Annotated in this window: 16 protein-coding genes and 2 pseudogenes; 9 read left to right on the top strand and 9 right to left on the bottom strand. The window is 70.0% G+C overall.

What is annotated here, in order from left to right; translation table 11 throughout:
* Nucleotides 1-21 precede the first annotated feature (21 nt).
* Both ABD844_RS33310 and ABD844_RS33315 read right to left on the bottom strand, forming a co-directional pair.
* Nucleotides 22-1,005 carry an NAD(P)-dependent oxidoreductase gene (locus ABD844_RS33310; protein WP_344886818.1) on the bottom strand — a complete coding sequence of 328 codons (984 nt, stop codon included), beginning with the start codon at nucleotides 1,003-1,005 and terminating at the stop codon, nucleotides 22-24.
* Nucleotides 1,002-2,540 carry a serine/threonine-protein kinase gene (locus tag ABD844_RS33315; RefSeq protein ID WP_344886820.1) on the bottom strand — a complete coding sequence of 513 codons (1,539 nt, stop codon included), beginning with the start codon at nucleotides 2,538-2,540 and terminating at the stop codon, nucleotides 1,002-1,004. The genes ABD844_RS33310 and ABD844_RS33315 overlap by 4 nt, the downstream gene beginning before the upstream one ends.
* A 189-nt stretch (nucleotides 2,541-2,729) precedes the next feature.
* Between ABD844_RS33315 and ABD844_RS33320 the strand changes: the two genes are divergently transcribed.
* Nucleotides 2,730-3,869, top strand: coding sequence for a CaiB/BaiF CoA transferase family protein (locus ABD844_RS33320; protein ID WP_344886822.1), 1,140 nt, complete (start codon nucleotides 2,730-2,732; stop codon nucleotides 3,867-3,869).
* On the opposite strand, the gene ABD844_RS33325 is transcribed toward ABD844_RS33320, so the two are convergent.
* Nucleotides 3,843-5,078, bottom strand: coding sequence for an FAD-dependent monooxygenase (locus ABD844_RS33325; RefSeq protein ID WP_344886824.1), 1,236 nt, complete (start codon nucleotides 5,076-5,078; stop codon nucleotides 3,843-3,845). The two genes, ABD844_RS33320 and ABD844_RS33325, sit on opposite strands and share 27 nt — an antisense overlap.
* 79 nt (nucleotides 5,079-5,157) lie before the next feature.
* Between ABD844_RS33325 and ABD844_RS33330 the strand changes: the two genes are divergently transcribed.
* Entirely contained in the window at nucleotides 5,158-5,679 is a 522-nt protein-coding gene (locus ABD844_RS33330; RefSeq protein ID WP_344886826.1) for a TetR/AcrR family transcriptional regulator, read from the top strand.
* A 30-nt stretch (nucleotides 5,680-5,709) separates the two neighbouring features.
* On the opposite strand, the gene ABD844_RS33335 is transcribed toward ABD844_RS33330, so the two are convergent.
* Nucleotides 5,710-6,162, bottom strand: a complete 453-nt coding sequence (locus tag ABD844_RS33335) for a GyrI-like domain-containing protein (protein ID WP_344886828.1) — start codon at nucleotides 6,160-6,162, stop codon at nucleotides 5,710-5,712.
* Between the two features lie 96 nt (nucleotides 6,163-6,258).
* On the opposite strand from ABD844_RS33335, the gene ABD844_RS33340 reads away from it, so the two are divergent.
* The 3 genes from ABD844_RS33340 (at nucleotide 6,259) to ABD844_RS33350 (ending at nucleotide 9,984) form a co-directional block, all read left to right on the top strand.
* Nucleotides 6,259-7,698, top strand: a complete 1,440-nt coding sequence (locus ABD844_RS33340; RefSeq protein ID WP_344886830.1) for a GuaB1 family IMP dehydrogenase-related protein — start codon at nucleotides 6,259-6,261, stop codon at nucleotides 7,696-7,698.
* A 135-nt stretch (nucleotides 7,699-7,833) separates the two neighbouring features.
* Nucleotides 7,834-8,208 (top strand): FKBP-type peptidyl-prolyl cis-trans isomerase, encoded by a 375-nt coding sequence (locus ABD844_RS33345; RefSeq protein ID WP_344886832.1) that lies wholly within the window; start codon nucleotides 7,834-7,836, stop codon nucleotides 8,206-8,208.
* A 252-nt stretch (nucleotides 8,209-8,460) separates the two neighbouring features.
* On the top strand, nucleotides 8,461-9,984 hold the full coding sequence (locus ABD844_RS33350; protein ID WP_344886834.1) for an ATP-dependent DNA ligase: 1,524 nt from the start codon (nucleotides 8,461-8,463) through the stop codon (nucleotides 9,982-9,984).
* A gap of 98 nt (nucleotides 9,985-10,082) precedes the next feature.
* Here ABD844_RS33350 and ABD844_RS33355 read toward each other — a convergent pair whose 3' ends face one another.
* On the bottom strand, nucleotides 10,083-10,847 hold the full coding sequence (locus ABD844_RS33355; protein WP_344886836.1) for a trypsin-like serine protease: 765 nt from the start codon (nucleotides 10,845-10,847) through the stop codon (nucleotides 10,083-10,085).
* Nucleotides 10,848-11,246: 399 nt separating this feature from the next.
* On the opposite strand from ABD844_RS33355, the gene ABD844_RS33360 reads away from it, so the two are divergent.
* Nucleotides 11,247-11,465, top strand: a complete 219-nt coding sequence (locus ABD844_RS33360) for a hypothetical protein (RefSeq protein WP_344886838.1) — start codon at nucleotides 11,247-11,249, stop codon at nucleotides 11,463-11,465.
* A 711-nt stretch (nucleotides 11,466-12,176) separates the two neighbouring features.
* Here the strand turns inward: ABD844_RS33360 and ABD844_RS53350 are convergent.
* The 3 genes and pseudogenes from ABD844_RS53350 to ABD844_RS33370 all read right to left on the bottom strand — a co-directional run.
* Nucleotides 12,177-12,818 (bottom strand): annotated as a pseudogene (locus ABD844_RS53350) (phosphotransferase family protein); the annotation flags it as partial.
* A 291-nt stretch (nucleotides 12,819-13,109) separates the two neighbouring features.
* Nucleotides 13,110-13,304: pseudogene (locus ABD844_RS53355) on the bottom strand (hypothetical protein); the annotation flags it as partial.
* A 480-nt stretch (nucleotides 13,305-13,784) separates the two neighbouring features.
* A complete protein-coding gene (locus ABD844_RS33370) occupies nucleotides 13,785-14,381 on the bottom strand; it encodes a DUF1707 and DUF4870 domain-containing protein (protein ID WP_344886842.1) in 597 nt (198 codons plus the stop codon).
* 133 nt (nucleotides 14,382-14,514) lie between these two features.
* Here ABD844_RS33370 and ABD844_RS33375 point away from each other — a divergent pair, with 133 nt between their 5' ends.
* Both ABD844_RS33375 and ABD844_RS33380 read left to right on the top strand, forming a co-directional pair.
* The gene (locus ABD844_RS33375; RefSeq protein WP_344886844.1) at nucleotides 14,515-14,865 is read left to right on the top strand and encodes a hypothetical protein; all 351 of its coding nucleotides are present in this window, start codon (nucleotides 14,515-14,517) and stop codon (nucleotides 14,863-14,865) included.
* A 135-nt stretch (nucleotides 14,866-15,000) separates the two neighbouring features.
* Complete coding sequence (locus ABD844_RS33380; protein WP_344886846.1) at nucleotides 15,001-15,144, top strand: hypothetical protein; 144 nt, start codon at nucleotides 15,001-15,003, stop codon at nucleotides 15,142-15,144.
* A 104-nt stretch (nucleotides 15,145-15,248) separates the two neighbouring features.
* Here the strand turns inward: ABD844_RS33380 and ABD844_RS33385 are convergent, their stop codons facing one another.
* Nucleotides 15,249-16,262 carry a DUF4192 domain-containing protein gene (locus ABD844_RS33385; RefSeq protein WP_344886848.1) on the bottom strand — a complete coding sequence of 338 codons (1,014 nt, stop codon included), beginning with the start codon at nucleotides 16,260-16,262 and terminating at the stop codon, nucleotides 15,249-15,251.
* 10 nt (nucleotides 16,263-16,272) lie between these two features.
* Between ABD844_RS33385 and ABD844_RS33390 the strand changes: the two genes are divergently transcribed.
* Complete coding sequence (locus ABD844_RS33390) at nucleotides 16,273-16,482, top strand: hypothetical protein (RefSeq protein ID WP_344886850.1); 210 nt, start codon at nucleotides 16,273-16,275, stop codon at nucleotides 16,480-16,482.
* Nucleotides 16,483-16,549: the final 67 nt, after the last annotated feature.

Below are 16,549 nucleotides of genomic sequence, written 5' to 3' on the forward strand. Positions count from 1 at the left end.
TTATCGTGCCAGGTGGATGCCCTATATGGCAGGCGATTGCGTAAATTTCCTGTTGATCATTGATGGGATGCCGTTTACCACTCCGTCCACCTCCCGGCCTTCGACCGCGGCGGCCAGGTTGTCCAGGGTGGCGGTGAGCAGGCGGCCGGTGGCCTCCGCGGTGACGCCCGCGACGTGCGGCGAGAGCAGCACGTTCGGCAGGTCGCGCAGCGGGTCGCCGGCGGGCAGCGGCTCGACGTCGAACACGTCGAGCGCGGCCCCGCCCAGCCCGCCCTCGCGCAGGGCCTCGACGAGCGCCGCCTGGTCCACCACGCCGCCCCTGGCCGCGTTGACGAGCAGGGCGCCGCGCTTCATGCGCGCCGGGTCGACCAGGCCGCGGGTCTCCTGCGACAGCGCGATCACCACCACCACGACGTCGCAGGCGGACAGGAGCGTGTCCAGGTCCGCGAAGCCGGGGTCCTCGCGCGGCGTGCGGGTCCAGTAGGAGACCTGGCAGCCGAGGGCGCGGAACATCCGCGCGGCGCTCGCCCCGATCGGCCCGTAGCCGACGACGCCGACGTGCCGCCCGCGCAGCTCGTACGGCTGCAGCGCCTGCTGGGGCCACTCACCGGCGCGTACGGCGGCGTCGGCGGCGCCCAGCCGCCTGGCCAGCGACAGCGTGGCGGCCAGGCACCACTCGGCGACCGCCACGGCGCTGATGCCCGGCGTGTTGGCCAGCGGCACCCCGGCCGCCGCCAGCGCATCGAGGTCGTGCCCGTCCACGCCCACGGACGGCTGCTGGACGAACGCCAGCAGGGGCGCCGCCCGGACCGCCTCGGCGTCCATGGCGAGCGTTCCCGTCCAGTCGCCGAGCACGATCTCCGCCTCCGGCAGCGCCGCCAGGAGGGCGTCACGGTCGCGGGCCGCGGGCACGCGCAGGGCGACCCGGTCGCCGAGCGGGGCCAGCAGGCCGCGCAGGACCTCTTCCGGGAGCGGCGGGAGGGCGAGCAGGTTCCAGGGGGTCATGCCCCCACAGTAAAGCTGGCGATCACCTGTCGCATCAGTGCCCGGTTGCGCCGCCACTGGTTCTCGGCGACCGTCCAGGACAGCACGTACGCGGTGTCGCCGATGGCCACGGCCCGGCGTACCTCGTGGTAGCGGGTGCCCTGCTTGGGCCAGCGGGCGTCCCCGGCGGGTCCGGCCGTCCAGGAGAACTCCCACTCCACGGCCTTGACGCCCTGGTGCTTGACCGTCCGCTGGTCGTGGTCGACCACGTCCTGGGCGTTCTGCCGGAACGTCTCCTGCGAGTCGCGCATGATCTGGTTCGGGTCGAGGTTGACGTAGATGGACTCGACGCCGAGGTGGGCCCTGCGGTCACGGCGCGTCCACTCGGCGACGGCCTCCGCGCGCGCTCCCCGCCAGGCCGTCGGCCGCAGGATCGACCAGCCTTCCGGCGACTTCCAGACCCGGACGACGGGGACGGCCGCGCTCGGTGTCGGCGACGGGGTGGGCGTCGCGCTGGGCTGTGCCGTGGGCGTCTCGGCCGGGGTGAGCGGGCTGGTCGCGGCGGCCGGCTGGGCCGTGTGCCGCGGCGCGCCCTCGGCCGGCGAGGCCGACCTGAAGTACGCCACCGTGCCGCCCGTGACGACCAGCACCACCGTGGCCGCCGCGGCGAGCAGGGCCCGGCCGGGGCCCCGGCCCTTCCTGCGCTCCGGCGCGTCCATGTCGGCGGCGGCGGGCCGGGCGGCGATGATCTCCGTGAGCAGCCGGTCGGCCTCCTCGGCGCTCACCCGGTCCTCGGGCTCCTTGCGGAGCAGGCCCTTGAGCACCGGGTGCATGATCGGCGGGATCCTGCGGTAGTCAGGCTCCTCGGTGAGCAGCGCGTTGAGCGTGGCCATGGCGTCGCCCCGGTCGAACGGCGAGCGGCCGACCATGCACGCGAACAGCGTGGCGCCCAGCGACCACAGGTCGGAGGCGGGCCCGGCGTGCTCGGCGCGTACCCGTTCGGGGGCCAGGAAGCTCGGCGAGCCCGTGACCATGCCGGTCCTGGTGAGCGAGGCGTCGCCCTCGACCGTGGCGATGCCGAAGTCCATGAGCACGGCGCGGCCGTCGTCGGAGAGCAGGATGTTGCTCGGCTTGACGTCGCGGTGCAGGATGCCGGCCTCGTGGGCGGTACGCAGCGCCGACAGCACCTGCCTGCCCACATCGGCCGCCTCACGTACCGGCAGCGCGCCCGTGCCGAGCACCACCTGCTCGAGCGAGGGGTGGCTCACCAGCTCCATCACGATCCACGGCCGGCCGCCCTCCTCGACCACGTCGTACACGGCGACGACGGAGGGATGGTTCAGCTTGGCCGCGGTGCGCGCCTCGCGGGCGGTCCGCAGGAGCTGGCGTTCCTGGTCGCCCGGCGACAGCCCCTCCGGCAGCAGCACCTCCTTGATGGCCACCTGCCGGTTCAGCAGTGTGTCGCGGCCTTCCCAGACCACGCCCATCCCCCCGCGACCCAGTTCGCGCAGCAACTGGTAGCGCGCTGCGATGAGCCGGTTGCTCTCCGAAACCATGTCCTACCTCTGTAGCGGCGCACGCGCCTGCTGCGGACGGCCGCCGGACGCGACCATCTGTAGACCACCCGAACAGTGGGCAAGTTTCCCATACCTCCCAGCGCTTCGCGGGAAGGTCGGCAAGGCCGGGTTGCACCAGATCACCGAATGTTGTTCTACTGGGGCGGGGTCCACAGCAAGGAGAGGCCGATGCCTGAGGTTCGCCGGGGTCCGCTTTCAGGGGTGCGCGTGCTGGAGCTCGCGGGGCTCGCCCCCGGTCCGTTCGCGGGGATGATGCTGGCCGACCACGGCGCGGAGGTGCTGCGGGTCGACCGGGTCAAGGCGGTCTCCGACCGGCCCCGTACGGACGTGATGGACCGCGGCAAGCACACGATCGGGCTGGACCTGAAGGCGCCCGAGGGCGTGGCGGCCTTCAAGAAACTGGTCCGCCGCGCCGACGTGGTGATCGAGGTGTTCCGGCCGGGCGTCGCGGAGCGGCTCGGCATCGGGCCCGCCGACCTGCACGCCGTCAACGAGCGGCTGATCTACGGCCGGATGACCGGCTGGGGCCAGGACGGCCCCCTCGCCCCGACGGCCGGGCACGACATCGACTACATCGCTATCTCCGGCGTGCTGTCGATGCTGGGACGCGAGGGAGAGCGGCCCACGCCGCCGATCAACATCCTGGGCGACTTCGCCGGGGGCGGGCTCATGCTGGCGTACGGGGTGCTGCTGGCCCTGTTCGAGCGGGAGCGCACGGGCGCGGGGCGGGTGATCGACGCGGCCATGGTGGACGGCGCGGCGATCCTGTTCTCGATGTTCTACCAGGCCGTCCAGGGCGGTCACTGGGGGCCGCGGGGCACGAACCTGCTCGACACCGGCGCCCCCCAGTACGACACGTACGAGACGGCCGACGGCCGGCACGTGGCCGTCGGCTCGCTGGAGCCGCAGTTCTGGGAGACGATGGTGCGGCTCATGGACCTGCACGATCTGCCCGACCTGCCCGACCTGCCCGACAGGAACGACCGGGCGCAGTGGCCCGCGCTGAAGGCCCGCCTGGCCGAGGAGTTCGCCAAGCGCACGCGGGCCGAGTGGGAGGCGATCTTCGACGGCTCCGACGCGTGCGTCGCGCCCGTGCTGTCCATGGCCGAGGCCGCCGCCCACCCGCACAACGTCGCGCGCGGCTCGTTCGTCCAGGTCGGCGGCGTCACCCACCCCGTGCCCGCGCCCCGCCTGCTCGGCGTGCCCGCCCAGGACCTCTCCCCCGCCACCCCCCTGACCGACCTGTCCGGCTGGGGGCTGTCGCAGGAGGAGGCCGACAAGCTACGTGGCCAGGGGGTGCTCGCGTGAGTGCCCGGCCATGGCCGGATAGTCCTTCGGTTCGATCGAGTCGTGCAGCCGCATGCCCTTGCTGCCGATCTTGGACGCGGCCCTGGTCAGGGCGGCCGGCAGGCGGTTGATCAGCCGCACTCCCTGGCCCATGGCCCACAGGTCGAACCGGCTGCCCGGCACCACCCGCCGCGCCGCGTTGACGGCGAACTTGCGGCTGCGGCGTACGTAGTCGCCGATCTCGGCCTCGTAGGCGGGGAAGGCCCGCGTGTGGTCGCCGCCGTGCGCGGCCAGCTCCCCCGCCAGGATGTACGCTCCCACGACCGCCAGACTCGTGCTGCCCCCGACCGCCGGGCCTGGACAGTGGCCCGCGTCCCCCACGAGCGCCACCCGGCCGCGTGACCACGTGTCGAGGTGGAGCTGGGTGATCGAGTCGAAGTAGAACGCGGTCGCGCGCTCCAGCTCGGCCAGCAGCGTGGGCACCGCGCGGCCCATGCCGCCGAAGTGGGCGCGCAGCAGGTCCTTCTGCCGGGGGACGTCCCGGTGGTGGTAGTCGAGCGGGGCCGGCGTCCTGAACAGGAACACCGCCCGCGCATCGTAGAGGTGCGCGGCCCCGTACATGCCGGCCATCCTGCCGACGCCCGTGACGACCTCCATCCGGCCGTCCAGCCCCAGGTGGTTGGGCACCGACGCGACGGCCAGGTACCCGCCGATCCACGTGGTGAGGCCCTGCTCGGGGCCGAAGACCAGGCGGCGCACGTTGGAGTGCAGGCCGTCGGCCCCGATCACCAGGTCGAAGCGGGCCGGCTCGCCGCGCTCGAACGTGACCTCGCCGTCCTCGGAGATCGAGGTGATGGAGTCGCCGAAGACGTATTCGGCGTCGTGGCGGGTGGCGTCGTAGAAGATCTCGCTGAGGTCGTCGCGCATGATCTCGACGTGCCGGTCGGAGACCGCCCCCAGGATGCGCCGCAGCTCCACCTCGATCGGGCGTGTGCCGCCCTCCAGGTGCAGGGTGAGCCGTTCGGTGCCGGTCTTCCTGTGCTGGACCTGCTCCAGCACGCCCATCCGTTCCACGATGTCCATGGCGGGCCGGAACAGGTCGACCGCGTGGCCGCCCGTCTTGCGCAGCGCCGGGGCCCGCTCGACGAGCGTGACGGTGAAGCCGTACCGGGTGAGCCAGTAGGCGAGCACCGGCCCCGCGATGCTGGCCCCCGAGATGAGAACCTTCATGCCGCTCCTTACTTATCGTTAAGTAAGTACGCTAGCAGACGGTCTTACTTAACGATAGGTAAGGGATATTCTTGGGCGCATGCCCAGTGACACGAAGGCCCGCATCCAGGAGGTGGCCCGCGAGCTGTTCGCGGAGCAGGGCGTGCAGAACACCAGCCTGCGACAGATCTCCGAGCGGCTGGGCATCACCAAGCCCGCGCTCTACTACCACTTCTCCTCGCGCGACGACCTCGTACGCAGCATCGTCCGGCCGATGGTGGACGACCTGGAGCGGTTCGTCGACGAGCGCGGGCCGGGCGGCGACCCCCGCAGGCTGCTCGACGACTACTTCGAGCTGCTCTGGCGGCACCGGCAGGTGATCGTCATGATCGTGCGCGAGCTGGCCACGCTGAGCCAGCTGGACCTGGGCGTACGCATGTTCGAATGGCGGCGGAAGCTGATCGCCATGCTGCTCGGGCCCGAGGTCACGCAGGCGCAGCACATCCGGGCGACGGTGGCGCTGGGCGGCATGTCGGACTGCGCGGTGGAATACGCGCATCTGCCGCTGGAAGAGGTCCAGCCGACCGCCGTCGAGGCGGCCGCGGACGCACTCGGCCTCTGAAGCCGGGCGCACACCGCGCCCGGCTCGGGCCTACACGGCCACGTAAAGGTCGATCCCGTCGGAGTGGTGCACCTCGAGGTCCGTGGTGAACGACCGCGACGGCGTGCCCCCCGACTCCGTGTGCTTCCACACCTGCTGCCACGACTCGAGGAGCGCCTGCGGCATCGGGCCGCGGGCCTCCAGCATCAGCGCCTGACCGGCCGGCACGCGCACGGCCACCATGCCCTCCGGCAATCGCGGCACCGTGCGCACCCCGGTGCCGACGATCTGCGTGTAGGCCCCGTGATGGTCGCTCTCGTAATCGGTCAGCACGGCGTAGAGATTCTCGTCCACGCGGCCGGGCACATGCGCGAAGGCCCCCGGCGCTCCCGCGCGCTGCCAGAGCGCGGGCAACCTGGCCCGCGCGGGATCCATTTCATCGGCGTTGCTGGTTCGTACGGCATAGCCGACCACGACCAGTTCGGCCCGTTCGGTGATGTTCACCGGAACTCCTCCCCCAAAAGTATCCCGGCCGATCATAAGCCCCCGGGAAAGGGGGAAAACCCTGAGAGAACGCAACAGCACATACCATGGATGAATGTGAGATTTCTCAACGACCTAGAGCCCCAATACGACCTGACCTATAGCGACGTGTTCATGGTCCCGTCGCGTTCCGCGGTCGGTTCGCGGCTCGCGGTCGACCTCTCGACGAACGACGGCACGGGCACCACCATCCCGATCGTCGTGGCGAACATGACCGCGGTCGCCGGCCGGCGCATGGCCGAGACCGTGGCACGGCGGGGCGGCATCACCGTGATCCCGCAGGACATCCCCATCGACGTCGTGACGAACGTCGTCGACTGGGTCAAGAAGCGCGACCTCGTCCATGACACGCCGCTCACGCTGACCCCGCACGACACCGTCGGCGAGGCCCTGCAACTGCTGCCCAAGCGGGCGCACGGCGCGATCATCGTGGTCGACTGGGAGAACCGTCCCGTCGGCGTCGTGACCGAGGCCGACTGCCAGGGCGTCGACATGTACACGCAGCTCTCGCAGGTGATGTCGAGCGAGTTGCTCACGCTGCCCGCCGGGCTCGACCCGCGCGGCGCCTTCGACCGGCTGCACGAGGGACGCCACCGGCTGGCGCCCATCGTGGACGAGAACGGGCGGCTGGTCGGCATCCTCACCCGTACGGGCGCGCTGCGCGCCACCCTCTACCAACCGGCCGTGGACGCTCAGGGCAGGCTGCGCGTCGCCGCCGCCGTCGGCGTGAACGGCGACGTGGCGTCCAGGGCCAAGGAGCTCCTCGACGCCGGGGTCGACTGCCTGGTCGTGGACACCGCGCACGGCCACCAGGAGAAGATGGTCTCCGCCCTGCACGCCGTCAAGGCCCTCGACCCTGGCGTGCCGGTCGCGGCCGGCAACGTGGTGACCGCCTCCGGCGTACGCGACCTGGCCGACGCCGGGGCCGACATCGTCAAGGTCGGGGTGGGGCCGGGCGCCATGTGCACCACCCGGATGATGACCGGCGTGGGCCGTCCGCAGTTCTCGGCCGTGCTGGAGTGCGCCGCCGAGGCACGCCGCCTGGGCCGGCACGTGTGGGCCGACGGCGGGGTACGCCATCCCCGCGACGTGGCGCTCGCACTGGCCGCCGGGGCGTCCAACGTGATGATCGGGTCCTGGTTCGCGGGCACGTACGAATCGCCGGGAGACACGCACATCGACGCGAACGGCCGCAGGTACAAGGAGAACTTCGGCATGGCCTCCGCGCGGGCCGTACGGCTGCGGACCGCCGACGACTCGGCGTTCGAACGGGCCAGGAAGGCGTTGTTCGAGGAGGGCATCTCGACGTCCAGGATGTACCTCGACCCGAAGCGGCCCAGCGTCGAGGACCAGATCGACGCGATCGTGGCCGGGCTGCGGTCGTCGTGCACGTACGCGGGGGCCTCGAACCTGGAGGAGTTCCACGAGCAGGCGGTCGTCGGGATCCAGAGCTCGTCGGGGTACACGGAGGGCATGCCGCTGCACCAGAGCTGGTGACTCCCGCCCCGTCCGCCGGACGCGTGTCGGAGAAACGGTGGCCATGAACGAGGACGGCATCCCGAGCGCATAGAGTCGTCGGGTCGATTCACATCGGCCGAACACTCGAAACAACCGTTAACAGGAGCAGAATTCGTGGCACTCCAGAAGCCCGAGATCGACTTCCCTGGCGGCAACCCGCCCGCCGACCTCGAGATCGAGGACCTGACCGTGGGCGACGGCCCCGAGGCCAAGCCCGGCCAGACGGTCAGCGTGCACTACGTGGGCGTCTCGTTCTCGTCCGGGGAGGAGTTCGACGCGTCGTGGAACCGAGGCCAGGCCTTCGAGTTCCCGCTCGGCGCCGGGCGCGTCATCGGCGGCTGGGACCAGGGAGTCGCGGGGATGAAGGTCGGCGGCCGGCGCAAGCTGGTCATCCCGCCGCACCTCGGCTACGGCACGCGCGGCGCGCCTCCGCGGATCAAGCCGAACGAGACGCTCATCTTCGTCGTCGACCTGCTCGGCGTGAGCTGACGTAGGTCCGTTGGGACGTTCTCCGGAACGTACGTGATCTTCCGGCCCGGGGCCGGTCTCCTTACGCGGAGACCGGCCCCGGCCGCGAGAACCGCGGCCATTCACCACCCGTTCACCGCCGGACGCCGGCCGCCGAAGGCGCTCCCACTCGGTTTGCCCCATAACCCATTCCTCGCCTCCTTGACTGACACCCTCTGCAGATATGCAGATATCAGGTGGGGAAATGTCGCCGCCGTAAGGCACGATAGGCGTGTGCTACTGATCGACGTGGTCCGGGTTTCCGAGGCGGTGACGCGCACGTCCGCCAGGCTCGGCAAGATCGGCCATCTGGCGGAGTTGCTGGGGCGAGTCGGCCCGGAGGAGGCGGAGATCGCCATCTCCTACCTCTCCGGCGAGCTGCCCCAGCGGCAGGTGGGCGTGGGCTGGCGCACGCTGGAGGACATCCCCCAGCCCAAGCTGGCCGCCACCGCCACCCTGACCGTGGTCGACGAGCTGCTGAGCCGCATCAAGGCCGTCTCCGGGCAGGGCTCGCAGGCGGCGCGCAAGGCCCTCGTGACCGAGTTGTTCGCGGGGCTGGCGAGTCAGGAGCAGCAGTTCATGCGGCGGCTGCTGTTCGGGGAGCTGCGGCAGGGGGCGCTCGACGGCGTCATGATCGAGGCGGTGGCCAAGGCTTCCGGCGCGCCGTCGGCCGACGTACGGCGGGCGCTCACGCTGCGCGGCTGGCTGCCCGCCGTCGGGGCGGCGGCGCTGAGCGGCGGGGTCGCGGCGCTGCACGCGTTCCGGCTGGAGGTGGGGCGGGCGGTCGCGCCCATGCTGGCGAGCAGCGCGCCCAACGTGGCGGCCGCGCTGGAGAAGGCGGGCACGCCGGCGGCGCTGGAGTGGAAGCTCGACGGCATCCGCGTGCAGGCGCACCGCTCCGGGTCCGAGGTGCACGTGTTCACCCGTACGCTCGACGACATCACGCCGCAGGTGCCGGAGCTGGTCGAGGCCGTGCTGGAGATGCCGTCCGACGATCTGGTGCTCGACGGCGAGGTGATCGCCCTGCGCCCCGACGGGCGGCCGCACCCGTTCCAGGTGACCGCGGGCCGCGTGTCCAGCAAGATCAACGTCGCCCACCTGCGTGAGCAGACCCCGCTCACCGCCTTCTTCTTCGACGCCCTCCGGGTCGACGGCGCCGACCTGCTCGACCTGCCCTACGCCGAGCGCCAGGAGGCCCTCACCCGCACGGTGCCGCAGGGCCTGCTGACGCCGCGGCTGGTGACGGGAGAGCTCGCGGAGGCGGAGCGGTTCTTCACCGACGTGGTGAAGGCGGGTCACGAGGGGCTGGTGGTCAAGTCGGCGGCCTCCCCCTACGCGGCCGGGCGGCGCGGCGCGGGCTGGATCAAGGTCAAGCCGCGGCACACGCTCGACCTGGTCGTCCTGGCCGCCGAGTGGGGCCACGGGCGCCGCGAGGGCAAACTGTCGAACCTCCACCTGGGCGCCCGCGACCCGGAGGGCGGGTTCGTGATGCTCGGCAAGACGTTCAAGGGCCTGACCGACGAGCTGCTGGCCTGGCAGACCGAGCGCTTCCTCGAGCTCGCCGACGGCCCCACCGACTCGTGGACGGTCACGCTGCGGCCGGAGCTGGTGGTGGAGATCGCGTTCGACGGGGTGCAGCGCTCTCCCCGCTATCCGGGCGGCATGGCCCTGCGCTTCGCCCGCGTGCTGCGCTACCGGCCCGACAAGCGGGTGGAAGACGCGGACACGGTGGACACCGTCCGATCCCTGATGCTGTAGTGCTGATGCTGTAGTGCTGACGTTGCGGCGCCGACGTTGCGGCGCTGATGTTTGCGGCGCTGATGTTTGTGGCGCTGCCTCGGGTCCTGGCCGGTCCGTCAGCCGGTGGCGGTGTCCGGGAGGGTGACGTACTTGCCCAGGAAGTGCCGGGCGTTCGGGGTGTCGAGGCGGTAGTCGTAGTTGGTCAGCTTGCAGGCGTCGTCCGCGCCACTGATTGACGTCGCCACCAGCAGGTGGGAGTCAGGGCCGCCCATGAAGTTCGGGCCGCCGGAGTCGCCGAAGCAGGTGCTGCCATCGGTCTTGGCCTTCGGCATCAGGTCCAGCCACTTGCCCGACAGGCCCTTGAAGGAGATGGACGCCTGATTGCGGGTGTCGGCGTAGTGGTAGCTGTACTCCTGGGCGTGCTTCTTCTTGCTCTTGGGCAGTGCGGTCGTGGCCAGCGAGCCGAATCCGACCGAGGTGAAGCGGGTCGCGTCCATGCCGCCGCCGGCCTTGACCCGGTCGAGCAGACCGGGTTCGGGGAGCTGGGCGGGCTTGACGCCCTGGACGGGCGCGGAGAAGACCACGACGGCCATGTCGTGCAGTTCCCCGGAGTCCTTGAAGCGCGGGTCGGGCACGAACCGGCCGGTGTGGAGCGTGTCCCCGGGCTTGTACTCGCCGTCGAAGGTGACCTTGGCGGTCTTCTGCCCGGGATCGCCGCAGTGGGCGGCCGTGAGGAAGACCGTGGGCGAGATCAGCGTGCCCGTGCAGTAGCTCCACGTTCCGTCGGGATTGGCCTTGTCGCCGATGAGGGCCCCTACTTCTGGGTGCGCGTTGCCATCGGCGGAGCCGTTGGTGATGGCGGAGGCCGGGGTGGTGGTCACCGCGATCCATCCTGCCGAAAATATGACAAATGCGGCAAAACGCATTCACCGATGCTACGGTCTTCCCCTCGTCCGCAAAAGGGCCCTCCAGCGAAGATCTACCGACGGCCGCCGCAGCTCAACGCACATGCCCCAGCCCGCCGCACCCACCCTCAGAAGGATCTACGCGACACCGCGCCCGGCGACCCGCCTCACCCCACCCGAACCCCCTCCCACTTCGCACTGAGCGCCCTCCCGCTTCGCACCGAACCCCCTCCCCCTTCGCACTGAGCGCCCTCCCACTTCGCGCCGAACGCCCTCTCACTTCGCGCTGAACGCCCTCTCACTTCGCACCGAGCGCCACCGAACGGACGACGGCCGGTTACCGCCCAGTTGCCGGGATCGAAGACCAGGACGGGGGTGGCGATCCACCGCATCTCGAAGCCGGCCGGCAAGACGACGACGCCGCTACGGACGATGACCGGGCCTGACGTGCCCGGTGTGGGCGCTTCAGGGGGACATTACGCATGCGCTGTCGACGAAAAGGAAACCGAACGCGTGAACGACACCCGGGCCGTTGTCGCCGACAAGACCGGCCCCGTCTTCGACATCCGCGCCCTGCTTGACGCACCTGGTTGAGGAGCCCTGTGGACGAGCCCGGCGCCGAAGCCACTCACCGTTCAGACGAGGCGATCGGCACCTCCCGCACCTCCACACCTCCGCAGGCCCACAGGCCCGCACCTCCGCAGACCCACAGCTCCGCAGGCCCACAGCTCCGCACCTCCGCAGACCCACAGCTCCGCAGGCCCACAGCTCCGCAGGCCCACAGCTCCGCACCTCCGCAGGTCCGCACCTCCACACCTCCGCAGGTCCGCGGGTGGGCAGCTCTGCGGGTCTGCAGATCCGCAGATCCGCAGGTGGGCGGGTCCGCAGCTCGAACAGGTCGGCAGGTCGGCAGGTCGGCAGGTCGGCAGTCGGCAGGCGGCCATGATCGCTTGTGTTTCAGCCCAGCACCGGGACGCGCGGTCCCGGCAACCTGCCGGGTAGCCCGGCCAACGTGCCTCACGTGCAAGAAGGGACCATCTCGCCTCGATCTGCGAGAAGAGACCGGCAGCCCAAGACAACCGTCGACCAGCGGCCACCTGCTCCTGATCAAATACCCGGTCCCGAACGCCACCTGCAACTACCTCCAGGCAGGAGGCGGCGGACCGCCGCTGCCCGTCTACGGGAACAACAGCGACACCTCCACCGCCGACATCGTGACGACCACGGGACTGGCACCATGCAGGCTCCAAAGCCGACTCGGACCGATCGACGGCCAGCCGTGCGTCCCGTCCCCGTTGCGGGGCATCACCCCACGTCGCCGCGTATCGCCACGTAACCGGTCAGGCCATCGGCCAACTCGACCTGGTCTCCGTCCCTGAGCGCGGACAGGGCCTGCTGCAACGCGAAGGTGCCCCGGATGGTGGTGATACGGCGACGCAGGTCGTCATCGTCCCGCCAGCCGCCCAATCTGAGGACCCGTTCCAGGAAACCGTCCCCGTACGAGGCTCCGAGCGCAGCCAGGTCCTCAGCGGGGTCACCGATGGAGACCTCGTCCCAGTCCACGACCCCACTCAGCCGTGGTAGCCCGTCATCGTCCCGCTCCCACAGGACGTTCTCGGCGCCGAGATCGCCATGCACCACCGCTACGGCGAGGTCAGGCAGGTCGTCGAGAGCCGCGAGCTGCCGCTCGGCCAATAGGCGACCGTCTTCGGGCATGAGCCTGTACAGCTCGGTCCGGACGTCCGCCGCGAACTGACGCCACCGTCCCTCCGCCGTCGTCAACACCGCCCGTGCCTCTTCACCGGCCCTGCTCGCCGCCTCGCCCAGCCCGGTCAGCAGCGCGACGTACTGACTGGCCACGACTTCGGCCACCTCGGGGTCCGCGACCATGCCAACTTCCAGAGGCGCCCCGGGAACCCGGCTCAGCACAAGGAACCGCACGTCATCCACGCGGCCATCACCGCACGCACACGTGACCTCATCTACGCAGCCATCGCCACACGCACACCTGATCTCACCGACCCACCCATCCCCACATGCACACCTGATCCCATCCACCCAGTCATCACCACACGCACACGCACACATGGCCCTGTCCGCGCAGCCATCGCCGTACTCACGCCTGACCTCATCCGCACGGCTAACGTCGTGCTCAGCCGTGACCCCGTCCGCTGGCTCAGCGCCGCCGTCGTCCCTCGCCGAGGCGCTCAAGGGAGCGGAGGGGGTGGAAGGAGCGAGTGGCGGGTGCTCGTGTCGGGGCTCGGCCGTGTCCCCGGCTTCGTGCCTCGGCAGACCCTTGCCCGTCTTCTGCCGACTCCGCTCTTGCAGCGGCTCCGGTATGCGGAAACCCAGGTCGAGCCCGGCCAGCACCCGCAAGGTGGCGGCGCGTTGCGGTAGGCGGGCGGCCGCCGCATCCGTACGGGCCAGGCACACGACCCGGTCGGCCCCGATCACCACCTGGTGGAACTGCCCTTCGTGGACGGTGACGTCCCCGAGGTCGGCGTCCGGCAGCAGTCGGTTCAACAGCGCACGATTCGCCTTCAGGACTTCCATGACCGTGTTCGCACTACTCTCCGTCACCGCTAAAGCTCGAAGCCGATGGTTGATCTCGCGAGTATCAGCCGGGTGAACGAACGTATCAGCCGGGTGAACCGGCACGGCACAACAGGCAAGGCGCCCAGCCCACCGCACGGCGGGTGACCGGCCGATTGCCTCGTGCAAGCCTGGGAGCGGGTAACCGGCCCGATTGCCTCGCCCACGCCTGGGGAGCGGGTAACCGGCCGATTGCCTCGCCCACGCCTGGGGAGCGGGTAACCGGCCGATTGCCTCGCCCAAGCCTCGAAAGGAGAGATTTCCGCAGTTCACGGGACGGGATCAGAATTGTTGGGGCGATGGCGAATCCGTCTCGGCGGCTCACTTCACCAGGCGGACAGTCATCGGATACCGGAAATTCCCCTCCGACAGCGCCGAGACGCCGGCGACGACCGACAGCACGATAGCCGCGACCCAGATGAAGGGCACCAGCACCACACCGACAATGGTCAGGCTCAGCAATACCGAGGCTCCCACCACCGTGATCTGGAAATTGAGCGCCTCCAGCGCCTGTCTGCGAATGTAGGGCGAAGTCTTGCCACCGGTGAGCAGCAGAAGCAGGGGCCCCAGGATCGGAAAACCGACGACGGGCAGCAGGTGGGCCAATGCCCCGCCGAGGCGCTCGCTGCTTTCCGTCATGTTCTGCGGACCAACCGGACGCTGCGGCGGCGAAGCGGGCCGGGGCGCCACCTGGACGCCGTACAGCTCGTTCATGATGGGCATCAAGTCGCCGTGGGTGCGTGCCGTCATCGCACGCTCCAGCCGCTCGTCGAACTCGAACTTGTCGAAACGGCCCTCCGCATACGCCGCCTTGACGTGCTCGACCACATCCTCACGGTCCTGGTTGGTGACGCGCAGATGCGCCGGCGGCACCTGTCCCGGCCCGGGGGTTCTTGGTACCCCAGCCATAATCGCCATGCCTCTCCCTAGAGAATCGAGCTGTCACCCCCCATACTGCGTCCCCGTAACGTCTCGTGCCATCGGGAGAAACCCGGATCTGTCCCCTAGATCATCCCCGACGCCGGGGCTCCAGACGGTATAAAAAGGATTCATGAGATGGCGAGACCGCTACGGCATTCGTCGACTACGCGGCCGTAAGATCGCGAAGTTCGACCGCGAGGCGACAGACGCCGACATCGAGGCGCTCATCGCCTTTGCTCGTTCGCGGCGTGGTGTGGAGTTTTACGTCGAGCCGGAGACTTTTGCCACTGACACCACCGCCGTGGCAGTGGCCGACGACGGCGAGTGGACCCGGCGCAGGGTCGGCTCGCCCGCAGTGATCCACAAGGTCGCCCGTGATCTTGCTCTGCCCGTGTACGACGTACAGCTCACCGGATACCCGCAGCGTATGCGCGCGTACAACGAGCGGCGCAAGAAGGAAGAGGGCGACAACGGCCTTTAGAGTCTCCCCTACCCACCCCTGGTTCTTCCCTCCTTCCCTCCGCCCCTTTCCTACCGGGTATGCGGTGATCTGCCCACCTGTTCAGGGCTGCCGGTGACAACGGGCTCCCCTCCCGTCCATCGAGTCTCCTCGATCATGATGTCTGGCCGTTCACGAGGTCTGGCCGCGCATGGCGTCCTGTCCGGGTACAGCGTCCTGTTCGAGTACGGCGTCGTGGGCTCGGGCGTGGAGTCGGGTGTGTGGCGGGTGTGGGCGGGGTCGGTCGTCGGTGCCGCGTGAGGGAGTTGCTGTGATCTGATGCGCGCCTGGACGGGGACACGGCCAGCCCGGCGCGCCTCAGATTTCTGCGGCTGATGTTCGGCAAACACCACCCTGGCCGAGGGTCACTCCAGGGTGGGAGGTAGGTCGTCGTCATCGAGGACGTTGATCAAGGGGAGGAGCCAGGCGGCTGTGGTGGGGCCCATGGCGGAATCGAGCTCTGCCGGAGTCGGCAGGCGGTCTCGGAGGATGGCCGGGGAGAGAAGGTTCTGGAGGGCGTGCATGAGCAGGTTGGCCATCGAGTAGCTGGGGTCGGTGGTCAGGGCGCGTTCGAGGGCTATGGTCGCCTGGACGCTGTTGCCTGCCCGCCAGGCCGCCATCGCCAGCAGGGACGCGACCGGCGGCACGAAGCGGGGCTCCAGCCTGCGGGTCAGGTCTTTCCAGAGCTGGGCATGGGACTCGTCCATGCGGGTCCATGCCTCGTCGCGGACTCGCATGACCAACAGGTCCAGCCCCAGTCTCGCCGCTTCCGCGTCGCTCAGGCGACCGCCCTCGGTATGGGTCTCCAGGGCTGATCGCACCCTTGCCAGGCCGTCGGACACGAACTGTTCGGCGAAGACTTCGAGATTGGTCGCGGACATGAGCTGGGCTCGGAAGTCTGCGATCACCTCGGACGTGGCTCGGCGCATCGCCACTCGTACGGGACCGGTGATGGGGGCAATGGTACGTTCCAAGGCTTCGCGATCGGGGAGCGCCACCAGGCCGCGCACCGTGGCCTCGGCGGCTATTTGGGAGGTGGACAGGTCGTACGGAGTGCCTTCCGCAGGGCAGCAGGCCGCCTGGTCGCAGATGTACGACCAATAGCGGCCCTCGTGGGCGCGCAGGGCCTCGCCCACCTGGACCCCGGCCTTGGCGGCGAGGACTCTGGCCTCGTCGGTGGCCGGGGTGACCAGCTCGCCTGGGCCGTAGCCGACGATGACGACATCGGTGATGCCCTCGCGGCCGAAGAGGGGTGTCATGGCATCGAGGGTCCCCGGCGGGAAGGGCAGACCCCATCTGGCCACCATCTTGGCCTGGCCCCGTGCGAGGCCGATGACGATCAGGCTGGCGGAGGGGTGGAATCCGACGAGGTAGGGCACGGCGGCCAGGATGTCGATGGGGCTGGTGAGGGTGAGACAGGGCTCTGTGGCGGGGAACGGCGAGGACGGCGAGGACGGCGAGGACGGCGAACTGGACGACGAAGGGGAAGAGGAGGGGGAGAAGGAGGCGGATCGTGGTGGTGGTGGCGTGGGTGAGGACGTCAGGGTGTTGCGGCTCAGGGCGTCGGAACTCCCGGGGTTGGGGGCGGTGGTGGGGTGAGAGGTGGTGGTGGCGTGCCGATTGAGGGCTGAGTGCGGGTTGTGGGTGGGGTGCGGGTTGTGGGTGG

The sequence above is a fragment of the Nonomuraea antimicrobica genome, from assembly GCF_039536965.1.
GTDB classification, from domain to species: domain Bacteria; phylum Actinomycetota; class Actinomycetes; order Streptosporangiales; family Streptosporangiaceae; genus Nonomuraea; species Nonomuraea antimicrobica.

Excerpts from the sequence above, each read along its gene's own strand:
- ABD844_RS33310 (WP_344886818.1), bottom strand. The coding sequence starts at position 1,005 with ATGACCCCCTGGAACCTGCTCGCCCTCCCGCCGCTCCCGGAAGAGGTC.
- ABD844_RS33315 (WP_344886820.1), bottom strand. The coding sequence starts at position 2,540 with ATGGTTTCGGAGAGCAACCGGCTCATCGCAGCGCGCTACCAGTTGCTG.
- ABD844_RS33320 (WP_344886822.1), top strand. The coding sequence starts at position 2,730 with ATGCCTGAGGTTCGCCGGGGTCCGCTTTCAGGGGTGCGCGTGCTGGAG.
- ABD844_RS33325 (WP_344886824.1), bottom strand. The coding sequence starts at position 5,078 with ATGAAGGTTCTCATCTCGGGGGCCAGCATCGCGGGGCCGGTGCTCGCC.
- ABD844_RS33330 (WP_344886826.1), top strand. The coding sequence starts at position 5,158 with ATGCCCAGTGACACGAAGGCCCGCATCCAGGAGGTGGCCCGCGAGCTG.
- ABD844_RS33370 (WP_344886842.1), bottom strand. The coding sequence starts at position 14,381 with ATGGCGATTATGGCTGGGGTACCAAGAACCCCCGGGCCGGGACAGGTG.
- ABD844_RS33375 (WP_344886844.1), top strand. The coding sequence starts at position 14,515 with ATGAGATGGCGAGACCGCTACGGCATTCGTCGACTACGCGGCCGTAAG.
- ABD844_RS33380 (WP_344886846.1), top strand. The coding sequence starts at position 15,001 with ATGATGTCTGGCCGTTCACGAGGTCTGGCCGCGCATGGCGTCCTGTCC.
- ABD844_RS33390 (WP_344886850.1), top strand. The coding sequence starts at position 16,273 with ATGTCGATGGGGCTGGTGAGGGTGAGACAGGGCTCTGTGGCGGGGAAC.